This is a genomic window from Streptomyces venezuelae (assembly GCF_008642355.1).
GTDB lineage: Bacteria > Actinomycetota > Actinomycetes > Streptomycetales > Streptomycetaceae > Streptomyces > Streptomyces venezuelae_B.
The window spans coordinates 6797902-6823539 of record NZ_CP029193.1; the positions used below are offsets into that span (position 1 = coordinate 6797902).

A 25638-nucleotide genomic window follows, 5' to 3' on the forward strand; every position below is an offset into this window, starting at 1 on the left:
GGCAACGAGCCGGTGACGCGCGCACCTACGGGGAGTCGGTGGTGCCGAGGGCCGGGTGGGTGGGAGAGGATCCGCCGCGCAGCGGCGGGGCTGGGGACCGGTCGAGGCTCAGGAGCCAGGTGTCGCACTGGCCAGCGCCGCCGACAACTCCACCGCCACCTGCTGCAGCACCGGCACGATCTTGTCCGTGGCCGCCTCCGTCACCCGCCCCGCGGGCCCGGAGATGGAGATCGCCGCGGCCGTGGGGGAGTCGGGCACCGGCACGGCCAGGCACCGGACGCCGATCTCCTGCTCGTTGTCGTCGACCGCGTACCCCGTGCGGCGCACGTCGTCGAGGGCTGCCAGGAACCCTTCGGGCGTGGTGATCGTCTTCTCCGTCGCGGCCGGCATCCCCGTGCGGGCGAGCAGCGCGCGGACCTCGTCCGGCGACGCGTGCGCGAGCAGCGCCTTGCCGACGCCCGTGGAGTGCGGCAGGACCCGCCGGCCGACTTCGGTGAACATCCGCATGGAGTGCTTGGACGGCACCTGGGCGACGTACACGATCTCGTCGCCGTCGAGGAGCGCCATGTTCGCGGTCTCGCCGGTCTCCTCGACGAGCCGGGCGAGGTAGGGCCGCGCCCACGTGCCGAGCAGCCGGGACGCGGATTCGCCGAGGCGGATGAGGCGCGGGCCGAGCGAGTAGCGGCGGTTGGCCTGCTGACGTACGTACCCGCAGGCGACCAGCGTGCGCATGAGGCGGTGGATCGTGGGGAGCGGGAGGCCGCTGCTGGCGGAGAGTTCGCTGAGACCGACCTCGCCTCCCGCGTCCGCCATCCGCTCGAGCAGGTCGAAGGCGCGCTCGAGGGACTGGACACCGCCGCTCGCGGCGGGGGTCTTGGAGGCGGCGGTTTCCGCAGGGGCGTCGCTGGCGCTTGACGTCGGCACGGCGCGTTCCTTTCGGTGCTGGCGGGCAAGGAAGCAGCCTACCGGTCGGTTCTTCCCGAGGGTTCGTGCTCGGCTTGCCGTCGTCGCCGGTCAGGGAGCCTTTGTCCGTGTCTTCGCAAGGTTGTCCCGGCGTGCCCCGACGCCCTCGTTGTGCGTAGCCACGTTCTGGTCAGTGGAATTCTAATTCCACTTTGTGGAAACGTCCAGTCCGGCGGCGGTCGCGAAGGCCGTGGGCAAGCACACCCTTGACGCCGTGAGAGCGAGCGTGAAAACTCCTTCAACAGAACGTTGAATTCCGTTAAGCGGAAGCAAAAGGTCTGTGTAGCGGAACAGAAGAAAGCGGAAAGGGGACGCGGGTGTCCGAAAGGGACGTGAACGCAACGGCCGGCGCCGATGCGACGGGTGCGACGAGCGCGGCGGATGCGGCCGACGCCGCGGGCGTGAACGTGGAACTGGTGCTCCGCTCGACCCGCGTCATCACCCCGGAAGGCACCCGGGCCGCCTCGGTGGCCGTAGCCGGCGGAAAGATCGTGGCTGTCGACGCGTACGACGCCGAAGTGCCGGACGGTGCCCGCCTGGAGGACTTCGGCGACGACACGCTGCTCCCCGGCCTCGTCGACACGCACGTCCACGTGAACGACCCGGGCCGCACGGAGTGGGAGGGCTTCTGGACCGCCACCCGCGCCGCCGCCGCGGGCGGCATCACCACTCTCGTCGACATGCCCCTCAACTCCCTGCCGCCGACGACGACCGTCGACAACCTGCGGACCAAGCAGGACGTCGCCCGCGCCAAGGCGCACATCGACGTCGGCTTCTGGGGCGGCGCCCTGCCCGACAACGTCAAGGACCTCAAGCCGCTGCACGACGCCGGTGTCTACGGCTTCAAGTGCTTCCTCTCGCCCTCGGGAGTCGACGAGTTCCCCGAGCTGAACCAGGACCAGCTCACCGCCTCCATGGCCGAGATCGCCGGGTTCGGCGGGCTCCTGATCGTGCACGCCGAGGACCCGCACGAGCTGGACGCCGCCCCGCACAAGAGCGGCCCCAAGTACGCGGACTACCTCCAGACCCGGCCCCGTATCTCCGAGGACACCGCGATCGAGGGGCTCATCGCCGTCGCCAAGCGGCTCGGCGCCCGCGTGCACGTCCTGCACCTGTCGTCCTCCGACGCGCTGCCGCTCATCGCCGCCGCCAAGCGCGAGGGCGTACGGCTGACCGTCGAGACCTGCCCGCACTACCTCACCCTGACCGCCGAGGAAGTCCCCGACGGCGCCAGCGAGTTCAAGTGCTGCCCGCCCATCCGGGAGGCCGACAACCAGGACCTGCTGTGGGAGGCGCTCGCGGACGGCACCATCGACTGCGTCGTCACCGACCACTCACCCTCCACCGCGGACCTCAAGACCGACGACTTCGCCACCGCGTGGGGCGGCATCTCCGGGCTCCAGCTGAGCCTGCCCGCCGTCTGGACCGAGGCGAGGAAGCGCGGTCACTCCCTCGAGGACGTGGTGCGCTGGATGTCCACGCGCACCGCACACCTGGTCGGACTCGACCAGAAGGGCGCCATCGAGGCCGGCCGCGACGCCGACTTCGCGGTCCTCGCGCCCGACGAGACCTTCACCGTGGACCCCGCGGAGCTGCAGCACCGGAACCGGGTCACGGCGTACGCGGGCAAGACCCTCAGCGGCGTCGTGAAATCCACCTGGCTGCGCGGCGAACGCATCCTGCACGGCGGCGAGTTCAGTGAACCCGCAGGCCGTCTTCTGGAAAGGAACAACTGAAACAGTGACGGCGCAGCACATATCCCCCGTGGCCACCTTCACCGGAGACGCGAGCCCCTACGGCGGCGGCGAGCCCTACGCCGACTACCGCACGGCCGACTTCCCCTTCACCCAGTACGCCAACCTCGCCGACCGGCAGCTCGGCGCCGGTGTGATCGCCGCCAACGACGAGTTCTTCGCGATGCGCGAGAACCTGCTCCTCGCCCACCCGGCCGTGTTCGACCCCGAGCACTTCGGCCACAAGGGAAAGGTCATGGACGGCTGGGAGACCCGCCGTCGGCGTGGTGTCTCGGGCGAGCACCCGTGGCCCACCGAGGACGACCACGACTGGGCGCTCGTCCGGCTCGGCGCGCCCGGCATCATCCGCGGCATCGTCGTCGACACCGCACACTTCCGCGGCAACTACCCGCAGGCCGTCTCCGTGGAGGGCACCAGCGTCGACGGTTCGCCGACGCCCGAGGAGCTCTGCGCCGACGACGTGAAGTGGACGACCCTCGTCCCGCGCACGCCCGTCGGCGGCCACGCCGCCAATGGCTTCGCCGTCGACATCGAGCAGCGCTTCACGCACCTGCGCGTCAACCAGCACCCGGACGGCGGCATCGCCCGCCTGCGCGTGTACGGCGAGGTCGTCGCCGACCCCAAGTGGCTCGCCGCGCTCGGCACGTTCGACGTCGTCGCCCTGGAACACGGTGGCCAGGTCGAGGACGCGTCCGACCGCTTCTACTCGCCGGCCACCAACACCATCCAGCCGGGCCGCTCCCGCAAGATGGACGACGGCTGGGAGACCCGCCGCCGCCGCGACACCGGCAACGACTGGATCCGCTACCAGCTGGTGCAGCAGTCCGAGATCCGCGCGGTCGAGATCGACACCGCCTACCTCAAGGGCAACTCGGCGGGCTGGGCGGCCCTTTCGGTGCGCGACGGCGCGTCGGGCGAGTGGGTCGAGGCGCTGCCCCGCACCCGCCTGCAGCCCGACACCAACCACCGCTTCGTGCTGGACGCGCCGGTCGTCGGCACGCACGTCCGCATCGACATCTTCCCGGACGGCGGCATCTCCCGGCTGCGCCTGTTCGGTTCGCTGACCGAGGACGGCGCGGCCAAGCTGGCGGCCCGCCACCAGGAGCTGGGCGGCTGATCCGCCCCCATTGAACGTGGGGCGCGCCGGGTGGACAGCCCCGGCGCGCCCCACACCCATGTCCGTCCCTCGGTACGCGGGTCTCAGGCCGCGTGACCGCCGTCCACCGACAGCTCGGTGCCGGAGATGTACGCCGCGTCGTCCCCGGCGAGATAGCCGACCAGAGACGCCACCTCGTCGGCGGAGCCGAAACGGCCGAGGGCGGTCATGGCGCTCTGGCCCTCGGCGAAGGGGCCGTCCGCCGGGTTCATGTCGGTGTCGATCGGTCCCGGCTGGACCAGGTTCACCGTGATCCTCCGGCCGCCCAACTCCCGCGCCAGTGCCTTGTTCAGTCCGACCAGCGCGGCCTTGCTGGTCGCGTACAACGTGCCGCCGGGGCCCGGGACGCGCTGCGCGATGCAGCTGCCGATGGTGATGATCCGTCCGCCGTCGCGGAGCCGTGCGGCCGCCGTCTGCGAGGCCAGGAAGACCCCCCGTACGTTCACGGCCATCACCCGGTCGATGTCGGCGAGCGTCAGGTCGCCGATGGGGCCGAGGACGCCGATGCCCGCGTTGTTCACCAGGATGTCCAGGCCGCCGAGGTCGTCGGCGGCGCGGTCGACCGCGCCCGCCGCGTCCCCGGCGTCCGCCGCGTCCGCCCGGATCGCGAAACCGCGCTGCCCCATGGCCCGGATCTTCGTGACCACCTCGTCGGCGGCCGCCTCGTCGTGCACGTAGGTGAGAGCCACGTCGGCGCCCTCCTGGGCGAGCCGCAGCGCGATCGCCGCGCCCATGCCTCGGCTGCCGCCGGTGACCAGAGCCGTCCTGCCGTTGAGAGTTGACATGTCGATACCTTCCGTACATCCGTCTGAAGCGCACTGCGTCACGATCGCCAAGTGCTTGCGGGTTCAATGAAAGGCGTTCGGACGGGCATCGGCTGGCGGCAATCGGACACGGAGCTTTCGGGTCGCCGCCGTTCGGTTAACTCCCGGAAAATTTCGCGGACTTGTCGTTGACACGACAACCTCTACGCGCGTCACACTGGACCCATGCGAATCCCCCCACGAATCGTCAGCATCACCGCCCTGGCCGCCGCCCTGCTCGTCGGCGGCCCCGTCGCGGCGAGCGCGGCACCGGCGGCCCCTGCGGCCCCGGTCGCCTCCGCCTCGCACTCCATCACCGCGGTCGGCGAGATCTGCTACTCAGCGCTGCCTTCTCAGGCGCACGACACCCTCGACCTGATCGAGGCGGGCGGCCCCTACCCGTACCCGCAGGACGGCACCGTCTTCCAGAACCGCGAAGGTGAACTGCCGAAGCAGAGCTCCGGCTACTACCACGAGTACACCGTCGTCACACCCGGCTCCGACGACCGCGGCGCCCGCCGCATCGTGACCGGCGAGAAGAACCAGGAGGACTACTACACCTCCGACCACTACGCGTCCTTCGACCTGGTCGACCACGGCTGCTGAGGGAGAGGCCCGGGGCCGGCGCTCAGTCCGCCCCCGGGCTCCGCAGCGCGGCGAGCAGGGCGCAGCCCAGCACGATCAGGGCCACGCTCACGTACGTCTCGTAACCGTCGAGGAAGCCGAAGCGCTGGACCAGACCCCAGCCGCGCAGCTCGCCGGTGAAGCTGTGGACCAGGCCGACCGCGCCCTGCAACAACAGGACCACACCGAGAAACTCCAGTAGCTGCTTCATACGAAGATCCTCGTCCCGCACTTTCCGGCGGACATCCGCCGCGGGGCGAGGATCTTCCTCCGGAGCGGGTCCGAAAGTCGTGGACCTGCGCGACTTTGGTAGACGATCACGTGTGGGGACCGTGCACGGCGACCGGCAGTGCGTAGATTTGTCGACCATGAGCGGCACTGACCCCAAGCGACCTCCCGAGGGCGAGCGGCCCCTGGCCAGGAGACCCTGGACGCTGCCCTCCGCCATCGCCCGGGAGTTCGATCCGAGCCGCGCCGGACGCAAGGCGCGGCGGACCGTCCGCGACTGGATCGCCGACTTCACCTGCTTCTTCACCGCCGTCTTCATCGGCATGCTCGGCGCCGACGCGGTCGGCGACAACCCGCACGTCTCCCCGGGCTGGGCGGAGTTCGACCAGGTGCTCGGCGCGCTGGCCTGCGCCGCGGTCTGGCTGCGCAGGCGGTGGCCCGTCGCTCTCGCCCTCGTGATGGTGCCGGTCGCGGTGGCCTCCGACACGGCGGGCGGCGCCGCGGCCGTCGCGCTCTTCACCCTCGCCGTGCACCGGCCGTTCCGGTACGTCGCCTGGATCGGCGGAGTCTCGGTCGCCGTGGTCCCGCTCACCTTCTGGCTGCGCCCGGACGCCGCCATGCCGTACGGCGTCGCGATCGCCTTCGGCGTGCTGCTGACGATCGCGGTCATCGGCTGGGGCATGTTCGTGCGCTCCCGCCGCGAACTCCTGCTCAGCCTGCGCGACCGTGCCGTCCGCGCCGAGAACGAGGCGGCGCTCCGCGCGGAACAGGCCCAGCGGCTCGCTCGCGAGGACATCGCGCGCGAGATGCACGACGTCCTCGCCCACCGGCTCACCCTGCTCAGCGTCCACGCCGGCGCCCTGGAGTTCCGCCCGGACGCACCCCGCGAGGAGATCGTCAGAGCGGCCGGTGTCATCCGGGAGAGCTCCCACGAGGCGCTGCAGGATCTGCGCCAGGTGATCGGTGTCCTGCGCGGCGGCGAGTCGGACGCCTCCGGTCGGCCGCAGCCCACCCTCGCCGCTCTCGACACCCTGATCGCCGAGTCCCGCGACGCGGACATGAAGGTCGTCCTCCACAACCGCGTCGCCGACCCCGAGTCCGTGCCCACGGCCCTCGGCCGCACCGCCTACCGCATCGCCCAGGAAGGCCTGACCAACGCCCGCAAACACGCCCCTGGCGCCGAAGTGACCGTCACCGTCACGGGCGCGCCCGGCGAAGGTCTGACCCTGTCCGTCCGCAACCCCGCACCGCCCGGCCCCGTACCCGCGGTGCCCGGCTCGGGACAGGGCCTCATCGGGCTCGCCGAGCGGGCCTCGCTCGCGGGCGGCAGGCTCGGCCACGAGGCCGGGGCCGACGGCGGATTCCACCTGGAGGCCTGGCTACCGTGGGCGCCATGAAACCGATCAAGCTGCTCATCGTCGACGACGATCCGCTCGTGCGGGCCGGGCTGTCCTTCATGCTCGGCGGCGCGGACGACATCGAGATCGTCGGCGAGGCGCGCGACGGCACCGAGGTCGCCCCGCTGGTCGGCCAACTCGAGCCCGACGTCGTCCTGATGGACATCCGCATGCCCACGATGGACGGCCTGGCCGCCACCGAGGCGCTGCGCAGGCGTCCCGACGCCCCCGAAGTCATCGTCCTCACCACGTTCCACGCCGACGAGCAGGTGCTGCGGGCCCTGCGCGCGGGCGCGGCCGGGTTCGTCCTCAAGGACACGGCGCCGGCCGAGATCGTCGCGGCGGTGCGCGCGGTGGCCGCGGGTGAACCCGTGCTCTCGCCGACGGTGACGCAGCAGCTGATCACGCAGGTCACCGGCGTCGACCCGCAGCTCGACCGCAGGCGCCGGGCGTCGGACCGGCTCGCGGCGCTGGGGGAGCGGGAGCGCGAGGTGGCCGTCGCGGTCGGGCGCGGCGGGTCGAACGCGGACATCGCGGCCCAGCTGTTCCTGAGCGTCGCCACGGTCAAGGCCCACGTGTCGCGCATCCTGACGAAGCTGGACCTCAACAACCGCGTGCAGATCGCGCTGTTGGCGCACGACGCGGGACTGCTGGACGAGGACGGCTGAACCCGGCGGTTCATCAGGACGGATGAACGGGGCCGGGGGCGGGAACAGAGCGCCGCGCCCGGCACGTTGGCCTCATGAGCACCTGGGAGGGGACCCACATGGCGGAAAGCATCGACCTGGATACGTACGGCCCGAGGTTCAGAGAGGACCCGCACTCGGTCTACGCGGAACTCCGCGCCCTGGGACCGGTCCACCGCGTCCGCCTGCCACCTCCGGAGGACATGGACGACACGTACCTGGTGGTGGGATACGAAGAGTGCAGAACCGCCCTCCGCGACCCGCGCTTCGCCAAGTCCGCCGCGGCGGCGGGCTTCGCCTTCCACGAGGAAGAGCTGATCGGCACCCACCTGCTGATAGCCGACCCGCCCCAGCACACTCGCCTGCGCGCCCTCATCACCCGGGAGTTCACCGCACGCCGCGTCGAGGCCCTGCGCCCCCGCATCCAGCGCATCACCGACGACCTCCTCGACGCGATGCTCGTCCACGGCGAGTCGGCCACGACCCGTCGCGCCGACCTCTTCGAAGCGCTCGCCTTCCACCTTCCGATCACCGTGATCTGCGAGCTGCTGGGCGTCCCCGACATCGACCGCGCCACGTTCCGCCGCCTGTCCAACGGAGTTGTGGCCTCGCCCGACCAGGAGGCGGAGCGCGCCGCCTTCGAGGAACTCGCCGCGTTCCTGGCCGACCTCGTCGAGGAGAAGCGGCGTTCGGGCCGGGGCGACGACCTGCTGAGCGCCCTGATCCGCACCACGGACGACGAGGGCGGCGACCGTCTCTCCACCTCCGAGCTGCGCGGCATGGCGTTCCTGCTGCTGATCGCCGGCCACGAGACCACGGTCAACCTCATCGCCAACGCCGTGCACGCCCTGTTCACCCACCCCGACCAACTGGCCGCCCTGCGCGCCGACATGACCCTCCTCGACGGCGCGATCGAGGAGGCCCTGCGCTATGAGGGTCCGCTGGAGAGCGCGACGTACCGCTTCGCGACCGAGCCCACCGAGCTGGGTGGCGTGGTGATACCGAGGGGCGCGATCGTCCGGATCGGCCTCGCCGCGGCCGACCGGGACCCCGCCCGCTTCCCCGAGCCCGACCGCTTCGACATCCGCCGCGCCCCGCAGGGCCACATGGCCTTCGGGCACGGCCTGCACCACTGCCTGGGTGCCCCGCTGGCCCGGGTCGAGGCGAAGATCGCGCTGGGTTCGCTCCTGGAACGCTGCCCCGGCCTCGCGCCGGACGGCCCGCCGGGGGAGTGGCTGCCCGGGACTCTGATCAGGGGGATGCGGCGGCTTCCCGTCCGGTGGTAGTAGTCGGGCATGACCGAGCCCACGGCCGCGCAGCCGGTATCCGACCCCCTCGACCTCGCCATGGCCCAGAAGGTCCTGGAGGCACAGCCGTTCAGCCGTATGATGCGGGCCCGCATCACGCGGTTCGGTGAGGGCGCGGCCACGCTGGAGATCGGGATCCGCGACGAGCTCCGGCAGCAGAACGGCTTCCTGCACGGCGGTGTCCTGGCGTACGCGGCGGACAACAGCATCACGTTCGCCGCGGGCACGACGCTCGGGCCTGCCGTCCTGACGTCGGGATTCTCCATCCAGTACGTACGACCCGCGACCGGCGTGACCCTCATCGCGCACGCCGCCGTGGTGCACTCGGGCCGACGGCAGGCAACGGTGCGCTGCGAGCTGGTCGCGGTGGGCGAGGAGGGCGCGGAGACGCTGTGCGCGATCGCGCAGGGGGCGGTGCTGTCCACGGCGTGAGCGCACCGGAACCCGGTCCTTGTAGGGGGCCGGGGCCCGCGACGGCTACGGGTTCAAAGGCAGGCTCTCAGTCGCCGTACAGCTCCCTGATCTCCGCCATGCGCACCGGGCGCCGCTCCCGCCGCGACAGCTCGCACGCCTCGGCGATGCGCAGCGCGTGCAGCGCCTCGCGGCCGTCGCAGGGGTTCACCCGCTCGCCGCGGACCACCTCCACGAAAGCGGCGAGCTCCGCCTCGTACGCGGGGGCGAAGCGCTCCAGGAAACCGGGCCAGGGCTTGACCGGCGCGGGCGGGCCCGCCGGTTCCACGGACGTGAGCGGCGTGCGCTCGTCCATCCCTACCGCCAACTGGTCGCGTTCACCGGCCAGTTCCATGCGCACGTCGTACCCCGCGCCGTTGCAGCGCGTCGCGGTGGCCGTGGCGAGCGTGCCGTCGTCGAGAGTGAGGATCGCGGCGGCCGTGTCGACGTCGCCCGCGTCGCGGAACATCGCGGGGCCCGCATCGGACCCGGTCGCGTACACCACGGTGACCTCCCGGCCCGTCACCCACCGCAGGATGTCGAAGTCGTGGACGAGGCAGTCGCGGTAGAGGCCACCGGAGAGCGGCAGGTACGCGGCCGGGGGCGGCGCCGGGTCCGAGGTGATCGCCCGCACGGTGTGCAGCCGACCGAGCCGGCCGGCGCGCACCGCCTCGCGGGCCGCCGTGTATCCCGCGTCGAAGCGCCGCTGGAAGCCGAGTTGCAGCACGGTCCCCGCGGCCTCGACCTCGGCGAGGGCGGCGAGCGTGCCCGGCAGGTCGAGGGCGATGGGCTTCTCGCAGAACACGGGGAGGCCCGCGCGCGCCGCTCTGCCGATGAGCTCGGCGTGCGCGGACGTCGCCGCGGTGATCACCACGGCGTCCACCCCCGTCGCGAAGACGTCGTCCGCCGACGGCACCTCCGTCGCCCCGGTCCGCGCCGCGAGAGCGGTGGCCCGCTCGGGGTCGGCGTCGGCGATCACCAGGGACGTCACGTCGGGGTGCCGGCTGAGGGCGGCTGCGTGGAAGGAGCCGATGCGGCCCGTTCCGATCAGTCCGATGCGCATGCACCCACCCTCGCGACGCCGGACGGTCCTGTCAATCCTTTGTCCTGACAACAGAACTTACGCGGCCCCCATCGCGTGGTGGCGTAGGTTCTGCGCAGACACCGAAGTCCGGTGGGAACACAGAGAATTGGAGCGGCCCATGCACGGCGCGGGCGATCGGATCGACACCTCGACGGCGCATTCGGCGCGGGTGTACGACTACATCCTGGGCGGCAAGGACCACTACCCCGTGGATGCCGCGGCGGGCGACACGATGTGCGAGCACTGGCCCGCGCTGCCGGTGCACATGCTGGAGAACCGCCGCTTCATGCACCGCGCCGGGCGCTACCTCGCCGAGGAGCAGGGAATCCGCCAATTCCTCGACATAGGAACCGGGTTGCCCACGGCGCCCAACCTCCACGAGGTGGCCCAGGAGGTGGCACCCGAGTCGCACGTGGTCTACGTCGACAACGACCCCATCGTCCTGGCCCACGCCCGCGCCCTCCTGCAGAGCACACCCGAGGGTGCGACGGCGTACATCGACGCGGACATGCACGACCCGGACGCCATCCTGGACAGCGCGGAGTTCCGCGAGCTGATCGACCTGGGGGAGCCGGTCGGCCTCATGGTCATCGGCATCCTCCACTTCATCCTGCCCCCGGACGACCGCCGCCTCGTCCAGCGCCTCCTGGAACCGCTGCCCTCGGGCAGCTTCCTGGCCATGACCATCGGCACCGCGGACTTCGCCCCCGACGAGGTGGGCCGGGTCGCCGAGGAGTACGCAGCGCAGGGCATGCCCATGGCCCTGCGCGACCTGCCGACGGCCACGTCGTTCTTCGACGGCATGGAACTGGTCGACCCGGGCGTCACCCAGGTCCACAAGTGGCGCCCCGGCCCGGAGCAGGCGGGCATCGACGACAGCGCGATCGCGATGTACGGGGCGGTGGCCCGCAAGCCCTGACCCCACCCGGTCCCCAATTTGTCCGGACAACAGAACTTAAGAACTTCCCGTCATCATCTCCTGGGACTACGCTCGCCACGTGTCCAAACCAGTCGCCAAAGCAGCTCAGGACAAACCGGTCCAGGACCCCACCGTGGACCTCCGGCTCGGCGTCGACCGCAGCAGTCCCGTCCCGCTCTACTTCCAGCTCGCCCAGCAGCTGGAAGCGGCGATCGAGCGGGGCGCCCTGACGCCCGGCAGCCTCCTCGGCAACGAGATCGAGCTCGCCGGGCGGCTCGGCCTCTCGCGGCCCACGGTGCGGCAGGCCATCCAGTCCCTCGTCGACAAGGGGCTGCTCGTGCGGCGGCGGGGCGTCGGGACGCAGGTCGTGCACAGCCAGGTCAAGCGGCCCCTGGAGCTCAGCAGTCTCTACGACGACCTGGAGGCCGCGGGGCAGCGGCCCGAGACCCGGGTCCTGCGCGCCGCCCTGGAACCCGCCACCGCCGAGGTCGCGGCGGCGCTCGGGGTCGCCGAGGGCGACGAGGTGCACCTCGTCGAACGGCTCCGGCTCGCGCACGGCGAACCCATGGCCCACCTGCGCAACCACCTGCCCACCGGCCTCCTCGACCTCGACCCGGCACGCCTGGAGGCCACCGGCCTCTACCGCCTCATGCGCGCCGCGGGCCTCACCCTGCACAGCGCCCGCCAGTCCGTCGGCGCCCGCGCCGCCACCGCCGACGAGGCGGAACTGCTCACCGAGCCGATGGGCGCCCCACTGCTCACGATGCGGCGCACGACGTTCGACGACACGGGACGCGCCGTCGAATTCGGCTCACACGTCTACCGGGCCTCGCGGTACTCCTTCGAGTTCCAGCTCCTCGTACGGCCGTAGTCAGAATGTTCTGACAAACTTATTGACGGTGCCGCGCGCCCCCCGCTAGAACTCCTCCAGCCGCACCGAGGCGGCCGGGAGACGAGGGGTGGTCCACCATGCGTACATCCCGCAAGGTCATGCGTACATCCCGTACAGCCAGGGGCGTCGTCGGCTGTCTGGCGGTGATCGCGCTCGTCGCCGGCTGCAGCAGCTCCGGCGGCAAGGACGACGAGGACATGTCCGGGGACGACGGAGGCGGGGGCGGTACGGGCGTGAACACGCCCCGGCTCAAGATCGCGATGGTCACGCACTCGGGCGAGGGCGACACCTTCTGGGACATCGTCCGCAGCGGCGCCGAGCAGGCCGCCCGCAAGGACAACGTCCAGTTCCTCTACGCCAACGACAAAGAAGCCAAGGGCCAGGCCGAGCTCGTCCAGTCCTTCGTCGACAAGAAGGTCGACGGGATCATCGTGACGCTGGCCAAGCCCGAGGCGATGCGGTCCGTGCTCGCCGAGGCGAAGGCCGCCCGGATCCCGGTCGTCACCATCAACTCGGGCGGCGAGTTCTCCGAGGAGTTCGGCGCGCTCAGCCACATCGGGCAGGACGAGTCCGTGGCCGGCGAGGCCGTCGGCGACGAGCTCGACAAGCGCGGCAGGAAGAAGGCGCTCTGCGTCATCCACGAACAGGGCAACGTCTCGCTCGAACAGCGCTGCGCCGGAGTGAAGAAAAGCTTCGGCGGCTCCGTCGAGAACCTGAACGTCGAGGGAACCAACGCGCCCGCCTCCCAGTCCTCCATCAGCGCGAAGCTCCAGGCCACCAAGGACATCGACGCGGTCGTCACCCTCGGCGCGCCCATCGCCGCGTACTCGGTGAAGGCCAAGGAGGACACGGGCAGCAAGGCGGAGATCGACACGTTCGACCTCAACGCCGAGGTCGTCAAGAGGCTCAAGGCGAAGGAGGTCGGGTTCGCCGTCGACCAGCAGCCCTACCTCCAGGGTTATCTCTCCGTCGACGAGCTGTGGCTCTACAAGACCAACGCCAACGTCCTGGGAGGCGGCAAGCCCGTCCTCACCGGGCCCGCCGTCGTCACCGCGAAGGACGTGCCGAAGCTGGAGAAGTACACCGCACGCGGGACGCGATGAACACTCGCGGCACCCGATGAACACACACGTGATCCGCGTGGTCGATACTTGGGCGGCTGGGGCCGGGGATCCGGACCGGCCGCACAGAGCAGCAGAGCAAGAAGGGCACGGCGTCGTGGCAAGGGTGAAGACAGGGGTACGTACGGTGGGCGCCGTGCTGGTGGCGGTGCTCGGGGTCACCGCGGGACTCACCGGATGCAGCAGCACCGGCGGCAAACGCGCGGAGGACGCCCGCAAGGCGGCGACCGCCCAGGGGAAGGCCGCGGTGAACACACCGCGCTGGACCTTCGGCATGGTGACCCACTCGGGCGACGGCGACACCTTCTGGGACATCGTCCAGAGCGGTGCCAAGCAGGCCGCCCGAAAGGACAACATCAACTTCCTCTACGCCCATGACGACGAGGCCCAGCAGCAGGCCCAGCTCGTGGACTCCTACATCGACAAGAAGGTCGACGGGATCATCGTCACGCTGGCCAAGCCGGACGCGATGAAGGGCGCCCTCGCCCGCGCGAAGAAGGCCGGCATCCCGGTGATCACCGTGAACTCCGGGTCGGCCGAGTCCAAGGACTTCGGCGCGCTCACCCACATCGGGCAGGACGAGACGATCGCGGGCGAGGCCGTCGGCGAGGAGCTCAACAAGCGCGGCAAGAAGAAGGCGCTCTGCATCCTGCACGAGCAGGGCAACGTCGGCCACGAGCAGCGCTGCGACGGCGCCAAGAAGACCTTCGACGGCAAGATCCAGAACCTGTACGTGACCGGCACCAACATGCCCGACGTGCAGTCCTCCATCGAGGCGCGGCTGCAGACCGACAAGTCCGTCGACGCCGTCGTCACGCTCGGCGCGCCCTTCGCGGACACCGCCGTGAAGGCCGCGGACAGCGCGGGCAGCAAGGCCGAGGTCGACACGTTCGACCTGAACGAGAAGGTCGCGGCGGGCCTGAAGTCGGGCGACCTCGGCTTCGCCGTCGACCAGCAGCCCTACCTCCAGGGGTACCAGGCCGTCGACCTGCTCTGGCTGTACAAGTACAACGCCGACGTCCTCGGCGGCGGTCGGCCCGTCCTCACGGGACCGCAGATCATCACCAAGGACCAGGCCGCCGAGCTGGAGGAATACGCGAAGCGAGGGACCCGATGACCGCCACAGCACCGGCGCCGGCACCGGGCGCCAAGACCGACGAGCGGCTCGTCAAGACCTCGCCGCTGAAGAAACTGATGGGCCGCCCCGAGCTCGGCTCGGTCGTCGGCGCCATCGCCGTCTTCATCTTCTTCTCGTTCGTCGCGGACAGCTTCCTCCAGGCCAGCAGCCTCGCGACGGTCCTGTACGCCGCCTCGACCCACGGCATCATGGCGGTGCCGGTGGCGCTGCTCATGATCGGCGGCGAGTTCGACCTGTCGGCGGGCGTCCTCGTGACGACCTCCGCCCTCGTCTCCTCGATGTTCAGCTACCAGATGACGGCGAACGTCTGGGTCGGCGTCGGCGTCTCGCTGCTCGTCACCCTCGCCATCGGCGTCTTCAACGGCGTCATGCTGACCCGCACGGACCCGCCGAGCTTCATCATCACGCTCGGCACGTTCCTGATGCTGACCGGCATGAACCTCGGCTTCACCAAGATGATCAGCGGCACGGTCTCCACCAAGTCGATCTCCGACATGGAGGGCTTCTCCTCCGCGAAGAAGATCTTCGCCGAGACGATCACGATCGGCGGCGTCGACTTCAAGGTCACGATCCTGTGGTGGCTCGCGCTGATCGCGGTCGCCACGTGGATCCTGCTCCGCACCCGCGTCGGCAACTGGATCTTCGCGGTCGGCGGCGGCGAGGACGCGGCCCGCGCGGTCGGCGTCCCGGTCGCCAAGACCAAGATCGGCCTCTACATGGGCGTCGCGTTCGGCGCCTGGGTCTCCGGCCAGCACCTGCTCTTCTCGTACGACACCGTGCAGTCCGGCGAGGGCGTCGGCAACGAGCTGATCTACATCGTCGCCGCCGTCATCGGCGGCTGCCTCATCACCGGTGGGTACGGCTCCGCGGTCGGTGCGGCCGTCGGGGCGCTGATCTTCGGCATGGTCAGCAAGGGCATCGTGTACGCCGAGTGGAACTCGGACTGGTTCAAGTTCTTCCTCGGCGTGATGCTGCTCCTGGCGACCCTCCTGAACCACTGGGTCCGCAAGCGCGCGGAGGCGACGAAGTGACCACGGACATGACGAAGACCGACGCGGTCCCCGAGGGCGGGGGCGGGCGCACGCCGCTCGTCGAGCTCGACGACGTCAGCAAGTACTACGGCAACATCCGCGCGCTCGAAGGTGTCTCCCTCGAAGTGCACGCGGGGGAAATCTCCTGCGTGCTCGGCGACAACGGCGCGGGCAAGTCGACCCTCATCAAGATCATCGCGGGTCTGCACAGGAACGACTCGGGCTCCTTCACGATCGAGGGGGAGGAGGCGCGGTTCGCCAACCCGCGCGAGGCGCTGGACCGGGGCATCGCCACGGTCTACCAGGACCTCGCCGTGGTGCCCCTCATGCCGGTCTGGCGGAACTTCTTCCTCGGCTCCGAGCCGACGAAGGGGGTCGGTCCCTTCCGCCGTATGGACGTCGACCTCATGCGCGCGACGACGCACGCGGAGCTGCTCCGCATGGGCATCGACCTGCGCGACGTGGACCAGCCCATCGGCACGCTCTCGGGCGGCGAGCGGCAGTGTGTGGCGATCGCCCGCGCCGTCCACTTCGGCGCGAAGGTCCTCGTCCTGGACGAGCCGACGGCGGCGCTCGGCGTGAAGCAGTCCGGGGTCGTCCTCAAATACGTGGCCGCGGCGCGGGACGCGGGCCTGGGCGTGGTCCTCATCACCCACAACCCGCACCACGCGTACCTGGTCGGCGACCGGTTCGTCCTCCTGAAGCGCGGCGCGATGTCCGGCAGCTACACGCGCGACGACATCACCCTCGACGAACTGACCCGCCAGATGGCGGGCGGCTCCGAACTGGACGACCTCCGCCACGAACTGGAGGGCCGCGGGCCCGCCTGACGGCTCGGGGTGCCGTTTTTTAGGGGCGCGGGGAACTGCGCGATCAGCCACAGCGGAGCCGCAGACGCATCTGCAGGGTCACCCGGCAGACGCGTCTGCGGCCTTTCGTGGGCCGAGCGCGCAGTTCCCCGCGCCCCTGGGGAAGCCGAGCCCCGTACCCTGTTACGCGCCCCGCGAGATCCCGTTGTGCGCGCCCCCGCGAGCGTGAGGCAGAATCGCCGCAATGAGCACCTACCGCGACCTCGCGCACCGCGGCTCCGCACGAGCCACCGTTCTGCGGACCGTGGGCACCCGCGAACGCCGATCGCATCTGACGGCGCCCCGCGTCAACACCGTCGGCATCGACATCGGCGGCACCAAGGTGATGGCGGGCGTCGTCGACCCCGACGGCAACATCCTGGAGACCCTCCGCACGGAGACCCCGGACAAGTCCAAGAGTCCGAAGGTCGTCGAGGACACCATCGTCGAGCTGGTCCTCGACCTGTCCGACCGCCACGACGTGCACGCCGTCGGCATCGGCGCCGCGGGCTGGGTCGACGCGGACCGCAACCGCGTGCTCTTCGCCCCGCACCTGTCCTGGCGCAACGAACCCCTCCGCGACCGCATCTCGGGCCGCCTGGCCGTGCCCGTCATGGTCGACAACGACGCGAACACCGCCGCCTGGGCGGAGTGGCGCTTCGGCGCGGGCCGCGGCGAGGACCACCTCGTCATGATCACCCTCGGTACGGGCATCGGCGGCGCGATCCTGGAGGACGGCGCCGTCAAGCGCGGCAAGTTCGGCGTCGCCGGCGAGTTCGGGCACATGCAGGTCGTCCCCGGCGGCCACCGCTGCCCGTGCGGCAACCGCGGCTGCTGGGAGCAGTACAGCTCGGGCAACGCCCTCGTCAGGGAGGCCCGCGAGCTCGCCGCCGCCGACTCCCCGGTCGCGTACGGCATCATCGAGCGCGTCAAGGGCAACGTCCCCGACATCACGGGACCCCTCATCACCGAGCTGGCCCGCGAGGGCGACGCCATGTGCGTCGAGCTCCTCCAGGACATCGGCCAGTGGCTCGGCGTCGGCATCGCCAACCTCGCCGCCGCCCTCGACCCCTCCTGCTTCGTGATCGGCGGCGGCGTCAGCGCCGCCGACGACCTCCTGATCGGTCCGGCCCGCGACGCCTTCCGCCGCCACCTCACCGGCCGCGGCTACCGCCCGGAGGCCCGTATCGCCCGCGCCCAGCTCGGCCCCGAGGCCGGCATGGTGGGCGCCGCCGACCTGGCCCGCCTGGTCGCCCGCCGCTTCCGCCGCGCCAACCGACGCCGCGTGGAGCGCTACGAACGCTATGAGCGCTACGCCGAGGCGCGCCGCACCGACGACCGCACATCCCAGGGAACCCAGTAGATGACCGTGCCACGCCAGCCCTCGTCCCCGGACCGATCCGGCGCGCCCGAGCCGCCGGACGGGGAGGGGGGTCCGGCCCGCAGGACCGAGGCCCGCAGCCACATGATCCGCCGCCGCTGGCTGACGGCGATCATCATCGTGCTGCTGATCGGCGTGCCCGCCGGCTACCTGGTGATCTCCGCGAACCAGAGCCGCAACAGCGGCCGCGACAAGGAGGACAAGTACTCCGCGACGGGCCTCACCGCGGGCTGGCCCTCCCGGGTGCAGCGGCGCCTGTACGACGTACCGGTTCAGCCGTACTCCGAAGAGGTCGCCTACTACGAGACGAACAACTGGCGCACCAGCCGTCTCTACGTGCAGTTCCTCACCAGCAACGCGGGCCTGACCAGGTTCCTCAAGCAGATCGGCAGCGAGGAGAGCGCCTTCAAAGCCGACGACATCACCATCAGCAAGCGCGACCGCAACGTCGTCGGCTGGGAGTTCACGGGCCCCGGCCCCTGGTACGGCCTCACCCACCGGCAGAAGGACCCGGCGCCGACCCTGGACGTCGTGGTGGACCGCTCCAACGCGCAGCACCCGATGGTGTACGTGGTCTCGACGACGACGCCCTGAGACACGAGGGCCGCCTGCAACAAACCGCGTCGATTGTGAAGATCAAGGCGATCTCCGGTGGGCCGCGGCCGGCGTTTCCTACCGTGACGTCATGAGCAGACACATGGAGTCAACGGGCGCGTCGGACGCATCGGTTGTGACGGATGCAAGGCAGTCGGAGGCGGCGTACGACCGTCGCCGACTGCAGCAGTGGTTGACGGGGCAGGCCCGCGCCGGTGGCGTGGCGCGCCGCGACATGCTGCGGCTGGTCGCCGCCGCGGGCCTGGCCTCGACGGTGCCGGTGGCCCTGTCAGCGCCCCGCGCCGCCGCGGCGGGACCGGGCATCGTCAAGCCGCTGCCGCCGGAGTGGTTCATCGTCCACGGCACGAACGCCGAGGCCCGCTTCGAGTCGTTCGCCGACACCGGCTTCACCACCCCGGTCTCCCGCTTCTTCGTCCGCAACCACACGACGACCCCGCGCCTCGACGCGGCCACCTGGAAGCTGAACATCTGGGGCGACGGGCTGACGGGCCGCGCGCGGGAGTTCACCCTGGCAGACCTGAGGCGCTTCAAGCCGGTGACGCGCACGGCGTTCGTGGAGTGCGCGGGCAACGCCAGGAACTTCTTCAAGACGCAGCAGGGCCGGGCGGGCTCGGGCACCCCCTGGACGACGGGTGCGATCGGCGTGGCCCACTGGCGAGGCGTACGCCTCGCCGACGTCCTGCAGAAAGCCGGTCTCTCCCGCCGGGCGGTCGACATCATGCCGCGCGGGCTCGACGACGAGTACGTCACGTCGAACGGTACGAACTACGGCCGGGTGCGCCGCCCCATGCCGGTCTCCAAGGCACTGGACGACGTCATCCTCGCGTATGAGATGAACGGTGCCCCTCTGCCGCCCGACCACGGCCATCCGGTGCGTCTCCTCGCCCCGTCCTGGGTGGGCATCTCCTCGATCAAGTGGCTGGGCGACATCGAGGTCTCCACCCAGCCCCTGTACTCGCCCTGGAACACGGACTTCTACCGCCTGTTCGGCGACGCCTACCCGCCCGAGGGCAGTGCCCCGCTCGCCCGCCAGACCATCAAGTCGGCCTTCGAGCTGCCCTGGAACGCGGACCTGCCCGCACACACCCGGCACCGGCTCACGGGCCGCGCCTGGTCGGCCGACGGCGCGATCACACGGGTCGAGGTGAGCACGGACGGCGGCGCCTCCTGGCGGGCGGCGCGGCTGCACGACCGCGGGCAGGAGGGCTCCTGGACCCGGTGGTCCATCCCGTGGAAGCCCGAAAGGACCGGCCCGGCCGAACTTCTCTCCCGGGCCACCGACTCCACGGGCCGCACCCAGCCGGAGACGACGGTGCACAACACCCAGGGGTACCTGTTCGACGCGGTGATCCGGCACGCGGTCACCGTCAGCGGCTGACGGGCCGCGCCCCGGAGCAACCGCCCCGGCCGCTCACCCGGCGGCCGCCGCCCACCGTTCGTACGCGGCGGCCGCCACGGCCAGGTCCTCCCAGGCCATCCCCGCCGACTTGAAAAGACGCGGGCGCCCCTCCTCGGCCTCCACCTCACCCCGGACCAGGGCGTCCAGCGTGTGCAGCCGCACCAGGTCGAAGGCGCCTTCGGAGGCGGCGAGCACCAAGTCGCCGCACTCCCGCGCCGCCACCGCGCGGGACTCCGCCACCACCGTGGCGCGGCCCACGAGATCGGCGTCGACCTCGCGGGCGTCCGGCTCGTGGGAGCCGACCGCGGCGACCGCGGCGTGGTCGGGGAGCAGGGCGCTGTCGAAGAGGGGCTCGCGTGCCGTGGTGCAGCAGCAGACCACGTCGGCGTGGGCCACGGCGTCCGCCGTCGCCGCGGACGCGGAGAGGCCGACGGCGCGGCAGCGCGCGACGAAGTCCGCCACGCGACCGGCGTTCCGCGCGACCACGTCGACGTGGCGCAGCCCCGGACGCACGGCCCGCACCGCCTCCACGTGCCCCCACGCCTGCGGCCCGGTCCCGAAGACGACGAGCCGCCCGGCGTCCGGCACCGCCAGCTTCCGGACGGCCACCCCGGACACGGCGGGGGTGCGCAGCGACGTCAGCGCGATGCCGTCCAGGAGGGCCAGCGGCGTGTGGGTCTCGCCGTCCAGGAGGACGTACAGGCCCTGGATACGGGGGAGACCGCGGTCCGCGTTGCCGGGCGTGACCGTGGCGACCTTCACGCCCGCGTACGACGCCGTGGCCGACGGCATCATGAGCAGCTGCCCGCCGGGCACGTCCACGACGCCGCGGTCCGGCTCCGCCTCCGGGTCGAGCCCGGCGACGAGGACGGCTTCCAGCGCGTCGATCGCGGCGGACATGGGGACGAGGCGTTCAATGGCGTCGGCATCAATGTGCATATAAGGACAATCCTTGACGTAAGCGTTAAATTGCACAGGCATCAGGCATCAGTCATCAGGCGTCGGACGCCAAGCACACGCATCAGCACGAGGCACCAGAACCTGCGTAGACGGAAAGGCACTCAGTGACGAGTGTGACGAGTGTGACGAGCACCAACACCACCGGTCCGGGCTACGGCGTCCACTCCGAGGTCGGCAGACTCCGCAAGGTCCTGGTCTGCGCGCCCGCCCTCGCCCACCGCCGCCTGACCCCGACCAACTCCGCCGACCTGCTCTTCGACGACGTCATGTGGGTGGAGAACGCCCAGCGCGACCACGCCGCCTTCGTCGCCGAGCTGCGGCGGCGAGGGGTCGAGGTCGTCGAGCTGCACGACCTGCTCGCGCAGACCCTGGGCGTCCCCGGCGCCAGGGACTGGCTCCTGGAGCGGAAGATCACCGCGAACCAGGTGGGGATCGGCCTGATGGACGACACCCGCGCCTACCTGGAGACGCTGGAGCCGCGGCGGCTCGCCGAGTACCTGATCGGCGGCCTCGCGACCACGGACCTGCCGGACGAGTACCGCTCCGCGTACGTCTCACTCGTCCGCGAATCCACCGGCGTCGGCGAATACCTGATGCCGCCACTGCCGAACACCCTCTACACCCGCGACACCACGTGCTGGTTGTACGGCGGCGTGACCCTGAACCCGCTCTACTGGCCCGCCCGGCACGACGAGACGCTGCTGATGAAGGCGGTCTACGAGTTCCACCCCGACTTCACGGGCGCCACCGTCTGGTGGGGCGACCCCGAACTCGACTGGGGCCAGGCCACGTTCGAGGGCGGCGACATCATGCCTGTCGGCAACGGCGTCGTCCTCATGGGCATGAGCGAACGCACCTCCCGCCAGGCCATCACCCAGGTCGCCGCCGCCCTGTTCGCCAACGGCGCGGCCGAACGGGTCGTCGTCGCGGGCATGCCGAGACTGCGCTCCGCGATGCACCTGGACACCGTCTTCACCTTCGCCGACCGCGACATCGTCACCCTGTACCCGAAGATCATGGACGACGTCCACGCGTTCACCCTCCGCCCCGGTGACGGCCCCGCGGGGGTCTCCATCACCGACGAGGGATCCCGTACGTTCGTCGACGTCGTCACCGAGGCACTGGGACTCCCTGCCATGCGGGTGATCGAGACGGGCGGGGACGTCTACGCGTCGGAGCGTCAGCAGTGGGACAGCGGCAACAACGCCGTCGCCCTGGAGCCGGGCGTGGTCTTCACGTACGACCGCAACACCCAGACCAACGCGCTGCTGCGCAAGGCGGGCGTCGAGGTCATCGAGATCGTCGGCGCCGAACTGGGCCGGGGCCGCGGCGGCGGCCACTGCATGACGTGCCCGCTGATCCGCGACGCGGTCGGCTTCTGACACTCCGGAGGCGCCGGGACCGGTTCCGTCGCGGGTTCCTCGGCTGCGGCGCCAAGTGGGGGTGCACCAGATGCGGTCCGCCGCGGGGGCTGGGTGAATGAGGCGAGAGAAGCAGGAACCACCGCAGGCACAGGAGAACCATGAACGCACGCACTGGCCTCGCCGGCCTCGGCCTGGCCGTCGTCGCAGTACTCGGCCCCCTCGCCACGACAGGCACCGCGGCCGCACCGCCCCCCGCCCCCGAGAACAAGCTCACCGACAGCATCTGCGCGTACGTCCAGGACATCCTCAAGAACATCGAGATCCTGAAGCAGATGAAAGTCGACGCTCTGAACCCGCAGACGGGCGGAGTCTGCGGAAAGGACACCCGTCCCACCTCCCTCACCCCGCAGGGTGAGCACACCGAACTCGTCGAGATCGATTTCGACGGACTCTTCGACGGCACCATGTGACTCGGAGATGTGGGGGACGAGTGACGGTGAAGGTGAGAAACGTCAGCTGAGCGACTCTCTGCGTCATACTCTCCCGGGCGGCGACGTACGCCCTCCTGCGCGCGTACGTCGCCTCCCTGGGCCTATGGGCAGTCGTGGTGGTCCCGGAGCAGTGCGGGCCGGCTGGTTCACCCCGGCGCAGTGACTGCTGGTGACAGATGAGAGGGTCGGGCAGGTGAGTGAGCCACCGAAGAACACCCTGCAATACCGCTTTGACGGGCCCGAAGACGCCCCAGTCCTCATCCTGGGTTCCTCCCTCGGCACCACATGGCACATGTGGGACCGGCAGATACCCGAGCTGGTCCGGCAGTGGCGGGTGTTCCGCTTCGACATGCCGGGGCACGGCGGGGCACCCGCGCACCCGTGCGGGTCCGTCGGAGAGCTCGCCGACCGGCTGCTCGCCACACTCGACGAGCTCGGCGTGCACCGCTTCGGGTACGCCGGCTGCGCCTTCGGCGGGGCCATCGGCGCCGAGCTCGCGCTGCGGCACCCGCACCGCGTCGCCTCGCTCGCGCTCATCGCCGCGTCGCCGCGGTTCGGCACCGCCGACGAGTTCCGGCAGCGCGGCGTCATCGTGCGCAGCAACGGGCTCGACCCCATCGCACGCTCCGCCCCCGACCGCTGGTTCACACCCGGTTTCGCCGCCGCGCAGCCCGCGATCACCGACTGGGCCGTGCAGATGGTGCGCACCACCGATCCCGGCTGCTACATCGCCGCCTGCGAGGCCCTCGCCGCCTTCGACGTGCGCGCCGAGCTCGGCAGGATAGGCGTGCCCACTCTCGTGCTCGTCGGGTCCGAGGACCAGGTCACCGGGCAGGGCGAGGCCCGTACGCTCGTCGCCGGGATTCCGGACGCGCGGCTCGCCGTCGTCCCCGGTGCCTCGCATCTCGCCCCCGTCGAGCAGCCCGCCGCCGTCACCGATCTCCTCGTACGGCACTTCTCCACCGCCTGGCAGCCCGCGCCCGACGCCACCATGGGCGGCGGCCAGTCGGTGCTCGCCGCCGTGCCCCCCAAGCCCGTCCTCGGGCCGTCGCCCGCGCCCGTCTCGCCCGTCGCCGAGATCGGCCCGGTGGAGCAGCCGGAGGCCGTGCCGGGGAACACGGCACCCGATCTGTACGGCGCGGGGATGAAGGTGCGCCGGGAGGTGCTCGGCGACGCGCACGTCGACCGCGTGCTCGCCGCCGCCGACGACTTCTCGGGGGACTTCCAGGAACTCGTCACCCGCTACGCGTGGGGTGAGATCTGGAACCGGCCGGGCCTGGACCGCCGCTCCCGCAGCTGCGTCACGCTCACGGCGCTCGTCGCGGGCGGTCACCTGGACGAGCTGGCGTTCCACACCCGGGCGGCGCTGCGGAACGGTCTCACCCCGGCCGAGATCAAGGAGGTCCTGCTCCAGGCCGCCGTGTACTGCGGCGTCCCCGCGGCGAACTCCGCGTTCAAGGTCGCGCAGGCCGTGATCCGTGAGGAAACCACGCCGCAGGAGTAGCAGGATGGGAGACATGACGACATCTCCCGAGTCCCCCGAAACTCCCGACAGCAGGGCCGGGCGCACGCCGCGCATGACGTTCACGAAGAAGTCCCACGCGTGCGTGCGTCTGGAAAAGGACGGGCGCACGCTCGTCGTCGATCCCGGCGGCTTCAGCGAGGAGGACGCCGCGCTCGGCGCCGACGCCATCCTCGTCACGCACGAGCACCCGGACCACTTCGACGAGGACCGGCTGCGGACCGCCATGGAAGCCCGCCCCGGAACCGAGATCTGGACCCTCAAGTCGGTCGCGGACCGGATCTCGGCGGCCTTCCCCGGCCGCGTGCACACCGTCGGCCACGGCGACACGTTCACCGCCGCCGGGTTCGACGTCCAGGTCCACGGCGAACTGCACGCCGTGATCCATCCCGACATCCCGCGGATCACCAACGTCGGCTATCTCGTCGACGGAACGGTGTTCCACCCCGGGGACGCCCTCACCGTCCCCGACCAGCCCGTCGAGACGCTGATGCTCCCCGTCATGGCCCCGTGGAACAAGATCAGCGAAGTGATCGACTACGTACGCGAGGTCAAGCCGCAGCGCGCCTACGACATCCACGACGCGCTCCTCACCGACCTCGCCCGGCCCATCTACGACAACCAGATCGGCGCTCTCGGCGGGGCCGAGCACCTGCGTCTGACGCCGGGGGAGTCCGCGGATCTGTGACTGTCAGTGCCGCCCGGTAGGTTGTGAGGCATGCGCATTGCGACCTGGAACGTGAACTCGATCACCGCCCGTCTGCCGAGGCTCCTGGCCTGGCTGGAGGCCACCGGCACGGACGTGCTGTGCATACAGGAGACCAAGACGACGGCCGAGCAGTTCCCCGCCGACGCGCTCCGCGAGCTCGGGTACGAGTCGGCGGTGAACGCGACGGGGCGGTGGAACGGCGTCGCGCTGGTCTCCAAGGTCGGCCTCGACGACGTGGTCAAGGGCCTCCCGGGCGGGCCGGGGTACGACGGCGCGGAGGAGCCCCGCGCGATCTCCGCGACCTGCGGCCCCGTCCGCCTCTGGTCGGTGTACGTGCCGAACGGCCGCGAGGTCGACCACGCCCACTACGCGTACAAGCTGCAGTGGTTCGAGGCCCTGAAGGCGGCGGTCGCCGCCGACGCGGCGGGCCCCCGCCCCTTCGCCGTCCTCGGCGACTTCAACGTGGCACCGACCGACGACGACGTCTGGGACCCGGCGCTCTTCGTCGGCGCCACGCACGTCTCCGAGCCCGAGCGCGCCGCCCTCGCCGCCCTGCGCGAGACGGGCCTCACCGACGTCGTGCCCCGCCCCCTCAAGTACGCCCACCCGTTCACATACTGGGACTACCGCCAGCTCGGCTTCCCCAAGAACCGGGGCATGCGCATCGACCTCGTCTACGGAAACGAGCCGTTCGCGAAGGCCGTCTCCGACTCGTACGTGGACCGGGAGGAGCGCAAGGGCAAGGGCGCGTCCGACCACGCCCCCGTCGTGGTCGACCTCGACGTCTGAGGAGCGC

General features: G+C 71.0%; 26 protein-coding genes. 21 read left to right on the forward strand and 5 right to left on the reverse strand.

Annotated features, from left to right (window positions below; translation table 11 throughout):
- Positions 1-108 precede the first annotated feature (108 nt).
- Positions 109-924, reverse strand: a complete 816-nt coding sequence (locus DEJ47_RS31095) for an IclR family transcriptional regulator (RefSeq protein WP_150173842.1) — start codon at positions 922-924, stop codon at positions 109-111.
- Positions 925-1364: 440 nt separating this feature from the next.
- Here DEJ47_RS31095 and allB point away from each other — a divergent pair, with 440 nt between their 5' ends.
- Together allB and alc are read left to right on the forward strand one after the other, a co-directional pair.
- Positions 1365-2699, forward strand: coding sequence for an allantoinase AllB (allB, locus tag DEJ47_RS31100; protein ID WP_150175981.1), 1335 nt, complete (start codon positions 1365-1367; stop codon positions 2697-2699).
- A gap of 4 nt (positions 2700-2703) precedes the next feature.
- Positions 2704-3834: an allantoicase gene (gene alc / locus DEJ47_RS31105; protein ID WP_150173844.1), complete on the forward strand. Its 1131-nt coding sequence runs from the start codon at positions 2704-2706 to the stop codon at positions 3832-3834.
- Positions 3835-3917: 83 nt separating this feature from the next.
- On the opposite strand, the gene DEJ47_RS31110 is transcribed toward alc, so the two are convergent.
- Positions 3918-4658, reverse strand: a complete 741-nt coding sequence (locus tag DEJ47_RS31110) for an SDR family oxidoreductase (RefSeq protein WP_150173847.1) — start codon at positions 4656-4658, stop codon at positions 3918-3920.
- Between the two features lie 204 nt (positions 4659-4862).
- On the opposite strand from DEJ47_RS31110, the gene DEJ47_RS31115 reads away from it, so the two are divergent.
- Complete coding sequence (locus DEJ47_RS31115; protein WP_150173849.1) at positions 4863-5282, forward strand: ribonuclease; 420 nt, start codon at positions 4863-4865, stop codon at positions 5280-5282.
- 22 nt (positions 5283-5304) lie between these two features.
- On the opposite strand, the gene DEJ47_RS31120 is transcribed toward DEJ47_RS31115, so the two are convergent.
- Positions 5305-5511, reverse strand: coding sequence for a hypothetical protein (locus DEJ47_RS31120; protein WP_150173851.1), 207 nt, complete (start codon positions 5509-5511; stop codon positions 5305-5307).
- Between the two features lie 157 nt (positions 5512-5668).
- Between DEJ47_RS31120 and DEJ47_RS31125 the strand changes: the two genes are divergently transcribed.
- The 4 genes from DEJ47_RS31125 (at position 5669) to DEJ47_RS31140 (ending at position 9350) form a co-directional block, all read left to right on the forward strand.
- On the forward strand, positions 5669-6925 hold the full coding sequence (locus DEJ47_RS31125; RefSeq protein WP_150173853.1) for a sensor histidine kinase: 1257 nt from the start codon (positions 5669-5671) through the stop codon (positions 6923-6925).
- Positions 6922-7593 (forward strand): response regulator, encoded by a 672-nt coding sequence (locus DEJ47_RS31130; protein WP_150173855.1) that lies wholly within the window; start codon positions 6922-6924, stop codon positions 7591-7593. Before DEJ47_RS31125 ends, DEJ47_RS31130 begins: the two co-directional genes overlap by 4 nt.
- A gap of 98 nt (positions 7594-7691) precedes the next feature.
- Entirely contained in the window at positions 7692-8897 is a 1206-nt protein-coding gene (locus DEJ47_RS31135) for a cytochrome P450 family protein (RefSeq protein ID WP_150175982.1), read from the forward strand.
- 9 nt (positions 8898-8906) lie between these two features.
- The gene (locus DEJ47_RS31140; RefSeq protein WP_150173858.1) at positions 8907-9350 is read left to right on the forward strand and encodes a PaaI family thioesterase; all 444 of its coding nucleotides are present in this window, start codon (positions 8907-8909) and stop codon (positions 9348-9350) included.
- Between the two features lie 67 nt (positions 9351-9417).
- Here the strand turns inward: DEJ47_RS31140 and DEJ47_RS31145 are convergent, their stop codons facing one another.
- Positions 9418-10431 (reverse strand): Gfo/Idh/MocA family oxidoreductase, encoded by a 1014-nt coding sequence (locus DEJ47_RS31145; protein ID WP_150173860.1) that lies wholly within the window; start codon positions 10429-10431, stop codon positions 9418-9420.
- Positions 10432-10570: 139 nt separating this feature from the next.
- On the opposite strand from DEJ47_RS31145, the gene DEJ47_RS31150 reads away from it, so the two are divergent.
- The 9 genes from DEJ47_RS31150 to DEJ47_RS31190 all read left to right on the forward strand — a co-directional run bounded on the left by DEJ47_RS31150 (position 10571) and on the right by DEJ47_RS31190 (position 19775).
- Positions 10571-11371: an SAM-dependent methyltransferase gene (locus DEJ47_RS31150; protein ID WP_150173862.1), complete on the forward strand. Its 801-nt coding sequence runs from the start codon at positions 10571-10573 to the stop codon at positions 11369-11371.
- Between the two features lie 133 nt (positions 11372-11504).
- Positions 11505-12242: a GntR family transcriptional regulator gene (locus DEJ47_RS31155; protein ID WP_150175983.1), complete on the forward strand. Its 738-nt coding sequence runs from the start codon at positions 11505-11507 to the stop codon at positions 12240-12242.
- Positions 12243-12361: 119 nt separating this feature from the next.
- Positions 12362-13366, forward strand: coding sequence for a sugar ABC transporter substrate-binding protein (locus tag DEJ47_RS31160; RefSeq protein WP_150175984.1), 1005 nt, complete (start codon positions 12362-12364; stop codon positions 13364-13366).
- Between the two features lie 115 nt (positions 13367-13481).
- Positions 13482-14501, forward strand: a complete 1020-nt coding sequence (locus DEJ47_RS31165) for a sugar ABC transporter substrate-binding protein (RefSeq protein WP_190415657.1) — start codon at positions 13482-13484, stop codon at positions 14499-14501.
- Positions 14498-15553 (forward strand): ABC transporter permease, encoded by a 1056-nt coding sequence (locus DEJ47_RS31170; protein WP_150173864.1) that lies wholly within the window; start codon positions 14498-14500, stop codon positions 15551-15553. Before DEJ47_RS31165 ends, DEJ47_RS31170 begins: the two co-directional genes overlap by 4 nt.
- 8 nt (positions 15554-15561) lie before the next feature.
- On the forward strand, positions 15562-16383 hold the full coding sequence (locus DEJ47_RS31175) for an ATP-binding cassette domain-containing protein (RefSeq protein ID WP_150173866.1): 822 nt from the start codon (positions 15562-15564) through the stop codon (positions 16381-16383).
- A 223-nt stretch (positions 16384-16606) separates the two neighbouring features.
- The gene (locus tag DEJ47_RS31180; RefSeq protein WP_150173868.1) at positions 16607-17764 is read left to right on the forward strand and encodes an ROK family glucokinase; all 1158 of its coding nucleotides are present in this window, start codon (positions 16607-16609) and stop codon (positions 17762-17764) included.
- Positions 17765-18376, forward strand: coding sequence for a sugar kinase (locus DEJ47_RS31185; RefSeq protein WP_150173870.1), 612 nt, complete (start codon positions 17765-17767; stop codon positions 18374-18376).
- Between the two features lie 103 nt (positions 18377-18479).
- A complete protein-coding gene (locus DEJ47_RS31190) occupies positions 18480-19775 on the forward strand; it encodes a sulfite oxidase (RefSeq protein WP_150175986.1) in 1296 nt (431 codons plus the stop codon).
- 33 nt (positions 19776-19808) lie between these two features.
- On the opposite strand, the gene DEJ47_RS31195 is transcribed toward DEJ47_RS31190, so the two are convergent.
- Positions 19809-20735 carry an ornithine cyclodeaminase family protein gene (locus tag DEJ47_RS31195; RefSeq protein WP_223828558.1) on the reverse strand — a complete coding sequence of 309 codons (927 nt, stop codon included), beginning with the start codon at positions 20733-20735 and terminating at the stop codon, positions 19809-19811.
- 143 nt (positions 20736-20878) lie between these two features.
- On the opposite strand from DEJ47_RS31195, the gene DEJ47_RS31200 reads away from it, so the two are divergent.
- The 5 genes from DEJ47_RS31200 (at position 20879) to DEJ47_RS31220 (ending at position 25631) form a co-directional block, all read left to right on the forward strand.
- Positions 20879-22138: an arginine deiminase gene (locus DEJ47_RS31200; RefSeq protein ID WP_150173874.1), complete on the forward strand. Its 1260-nt coding sequence runs from the start codon at positions 20879-20881 to the stop codon at positions 22136-22138.
- Positions 22139-22278: 140 nt separating this feature from the next.
- On the forward strand, positions 22279-22590 hold the full coding sequence (locus tag DEJ47_RS31205; protein ID WP_150173876.1) for a hypothetical protein: 312 nt from the start codon (positions 22279-22281) through the stop codon (positions 22588-22590).
- 214 nt (positions 22591-22804) lie between these two features.
- Entirely contained in the window at positions 22805-24115 is a 1311-nt protein-coding gene (pcaC, locus tag DEJ47_RS31210; protein WP_150173877.1) for a 4-carboxymuconolactone decarboxylase, read from the forward strand.
- 73 nt (positions 24116-24188) lie between these two features.
- Complete coding sequence (locus tag DEJ47_RS31215) at positions 24189-24821, forward strand: MBL fold metallo-hydrolase (protein ID WP_150175987.1); 633 nt, start codon at positions 24189-24191, stop codon at positions 24819-24821.
- 30 nt (positions 24822-24851) lie between these two features.
- Positions 24852-25631 carry an exodeoxyribonuclease III gene (locus DEJ47_RS31220; RefSeq protein ID WP_150173879.1) on the forward strand — a complete coding sequence of 260 codons (780 nt, stop codon included), beginning with the start codon at positions 24852-24854 and terminating at the stop codon, positions 25629-25631.
- Positions 25632-25638 lie beyond the last annotated feature (7 nt).

Excerpts from the sequence above, each read along its gene's own strand:
- DEJ47_RS31195 (WP_223828558.1), bottom strand. The coding sequence starts at position 20,735 with ATGCACATTGATGCCGACGCCATTGAACGCCTCGTCCCCATGTCCGCC.
- DEJ47_RS31180 (WP_150173868.1), top strand. The coding sequence starts at position 16,607 with ATGAGCACCTACCGCGACCTCGCGCACCGCGGCTCCGCACGAGCCACC.
- DEJ47_RS31135 (WP_150175982.1), top strand. The coding sequence starts at position 7,692 with ATGGCGGAAAGCATCGACCTGGATACGTACGGCCCGAGGTTCAGAGAG.
- DEJ47_RS31160 (WP_150175984.1), top strand. The coding sequence starts at position 12,362 with ATGCGTACATCCCGTACAGCCAGGGGCGTCGTCGGCTGTCTGGCGGTG.
- DEJ47_RS31145 (WP_150173860.1), bottom strand. The coding sequence starts at position 10,431 with ATGCGCATCGGACTGATCGGAACGGGCCGCATCGGCTCCTTCCACGCA.
- DEJ47_RS31190 (WP_150175986.1), top strand. The coding sequence starts at position 18,480 with ATGGAGTCAACGGGCGCGTCGGACGCATCGGTTGTGACGGATGCAAGG.
- DEJ47_RS31215 (WP_150175987.1), top strand. The coding sequence starts at position 24,189 with ATGACGTTCACGAAGAAGTCCCACGCGTGCGTGCGTCTGGAAAAGGAC.
- DEJ47_RS31110 (WP_150173847.1), bottom strand. The coding sequence starts at position 4,658 with ATGTCAACTCTCAACGGCAGGACGGCTCTGGTCACCGGCGGCAGCCGA.
- DEJ47_RS31140 (WP_150173858.1), top strand. The coding sequence starts at position 8,907 with ATGACCGAGCCCACGGCCGCGCAGCCGGTATCCGACCCCCTCGACCTC.
- DEJ47_RS31205 (WP_150173876.1), top strand. The coding sequence starts at position 22,279 with ATGAACGCACGCACTGGCCTCGCCGGCCTCGGCCTGGCCGTCGTCGCA.
- DEJ47_RS31130 (WP_150173855.1), top strand. The coding sequence starts at position 6,922 with ATGAAACCGATCAAGCTGCTCATCGTCGACGACGATCCGCTCGTGCGG.
- DEJ47_RS31170 (WP_150173864.1), top strand. The coding sequence starts at position 14,498 with ATGACCGCCACAGCACCGGCGCCGGCACCGGGCGCCAAGACCGACGAG.
- DEJ47_RS31125 (WP_150173853.1), top strand. The coding sequence starts at position 5,669 with ATGAGCGGCACTGACCCCAAGCGACCTCCCGAGGGCGAGCGGCCCCTG.
- DEJ47_RS31115 (WP_150173849.1), top strand. The coding sequence starts at position 4,863 with ATGCGAATCCCCCCACGAATCGTCAGCATCACCGCCCTGGCCGCCGCC.
- DEJ47_RS31120 (WP_150173851.1), bottom strand. The coding sequence starts at position 5,511 with ATGAAGCAGCTACTGGAGTTTCTCGGTGTGGTCCTGTTGTTGCAGGGC.
- DEJ47_RS31150 (WP_150173862.1), top strand. The coding sequence starts at position 10,571 with ATGCACGGCGCGGGCGATCGGATCGACACCTCGACGGCGCATTCGGCG.
- DEJ47_RS31175 (WP_150173866.1), top strand. The coding sequence starts at position 15,562 with ATGACGAAGACCGACGCGGTCCCCGAGGGCGGGGGCGGGCGCACGCCG.
- DEJ47_RS31185 (WP_150173870.1), top strand. The coding sequence starts at position 17,765 with ATGACCGTGCCACGCCAGCCCTCGTCCCCGGACCGATCCGGCGCGCCC.
- DEJ47_RS31220 (WP_150173879.1), top strand. The coding sequence starts at position 24,852 with ATGCGCATTGCGACCTGGAACGTGAACTCGATCACCGCCCGTCTGCCG.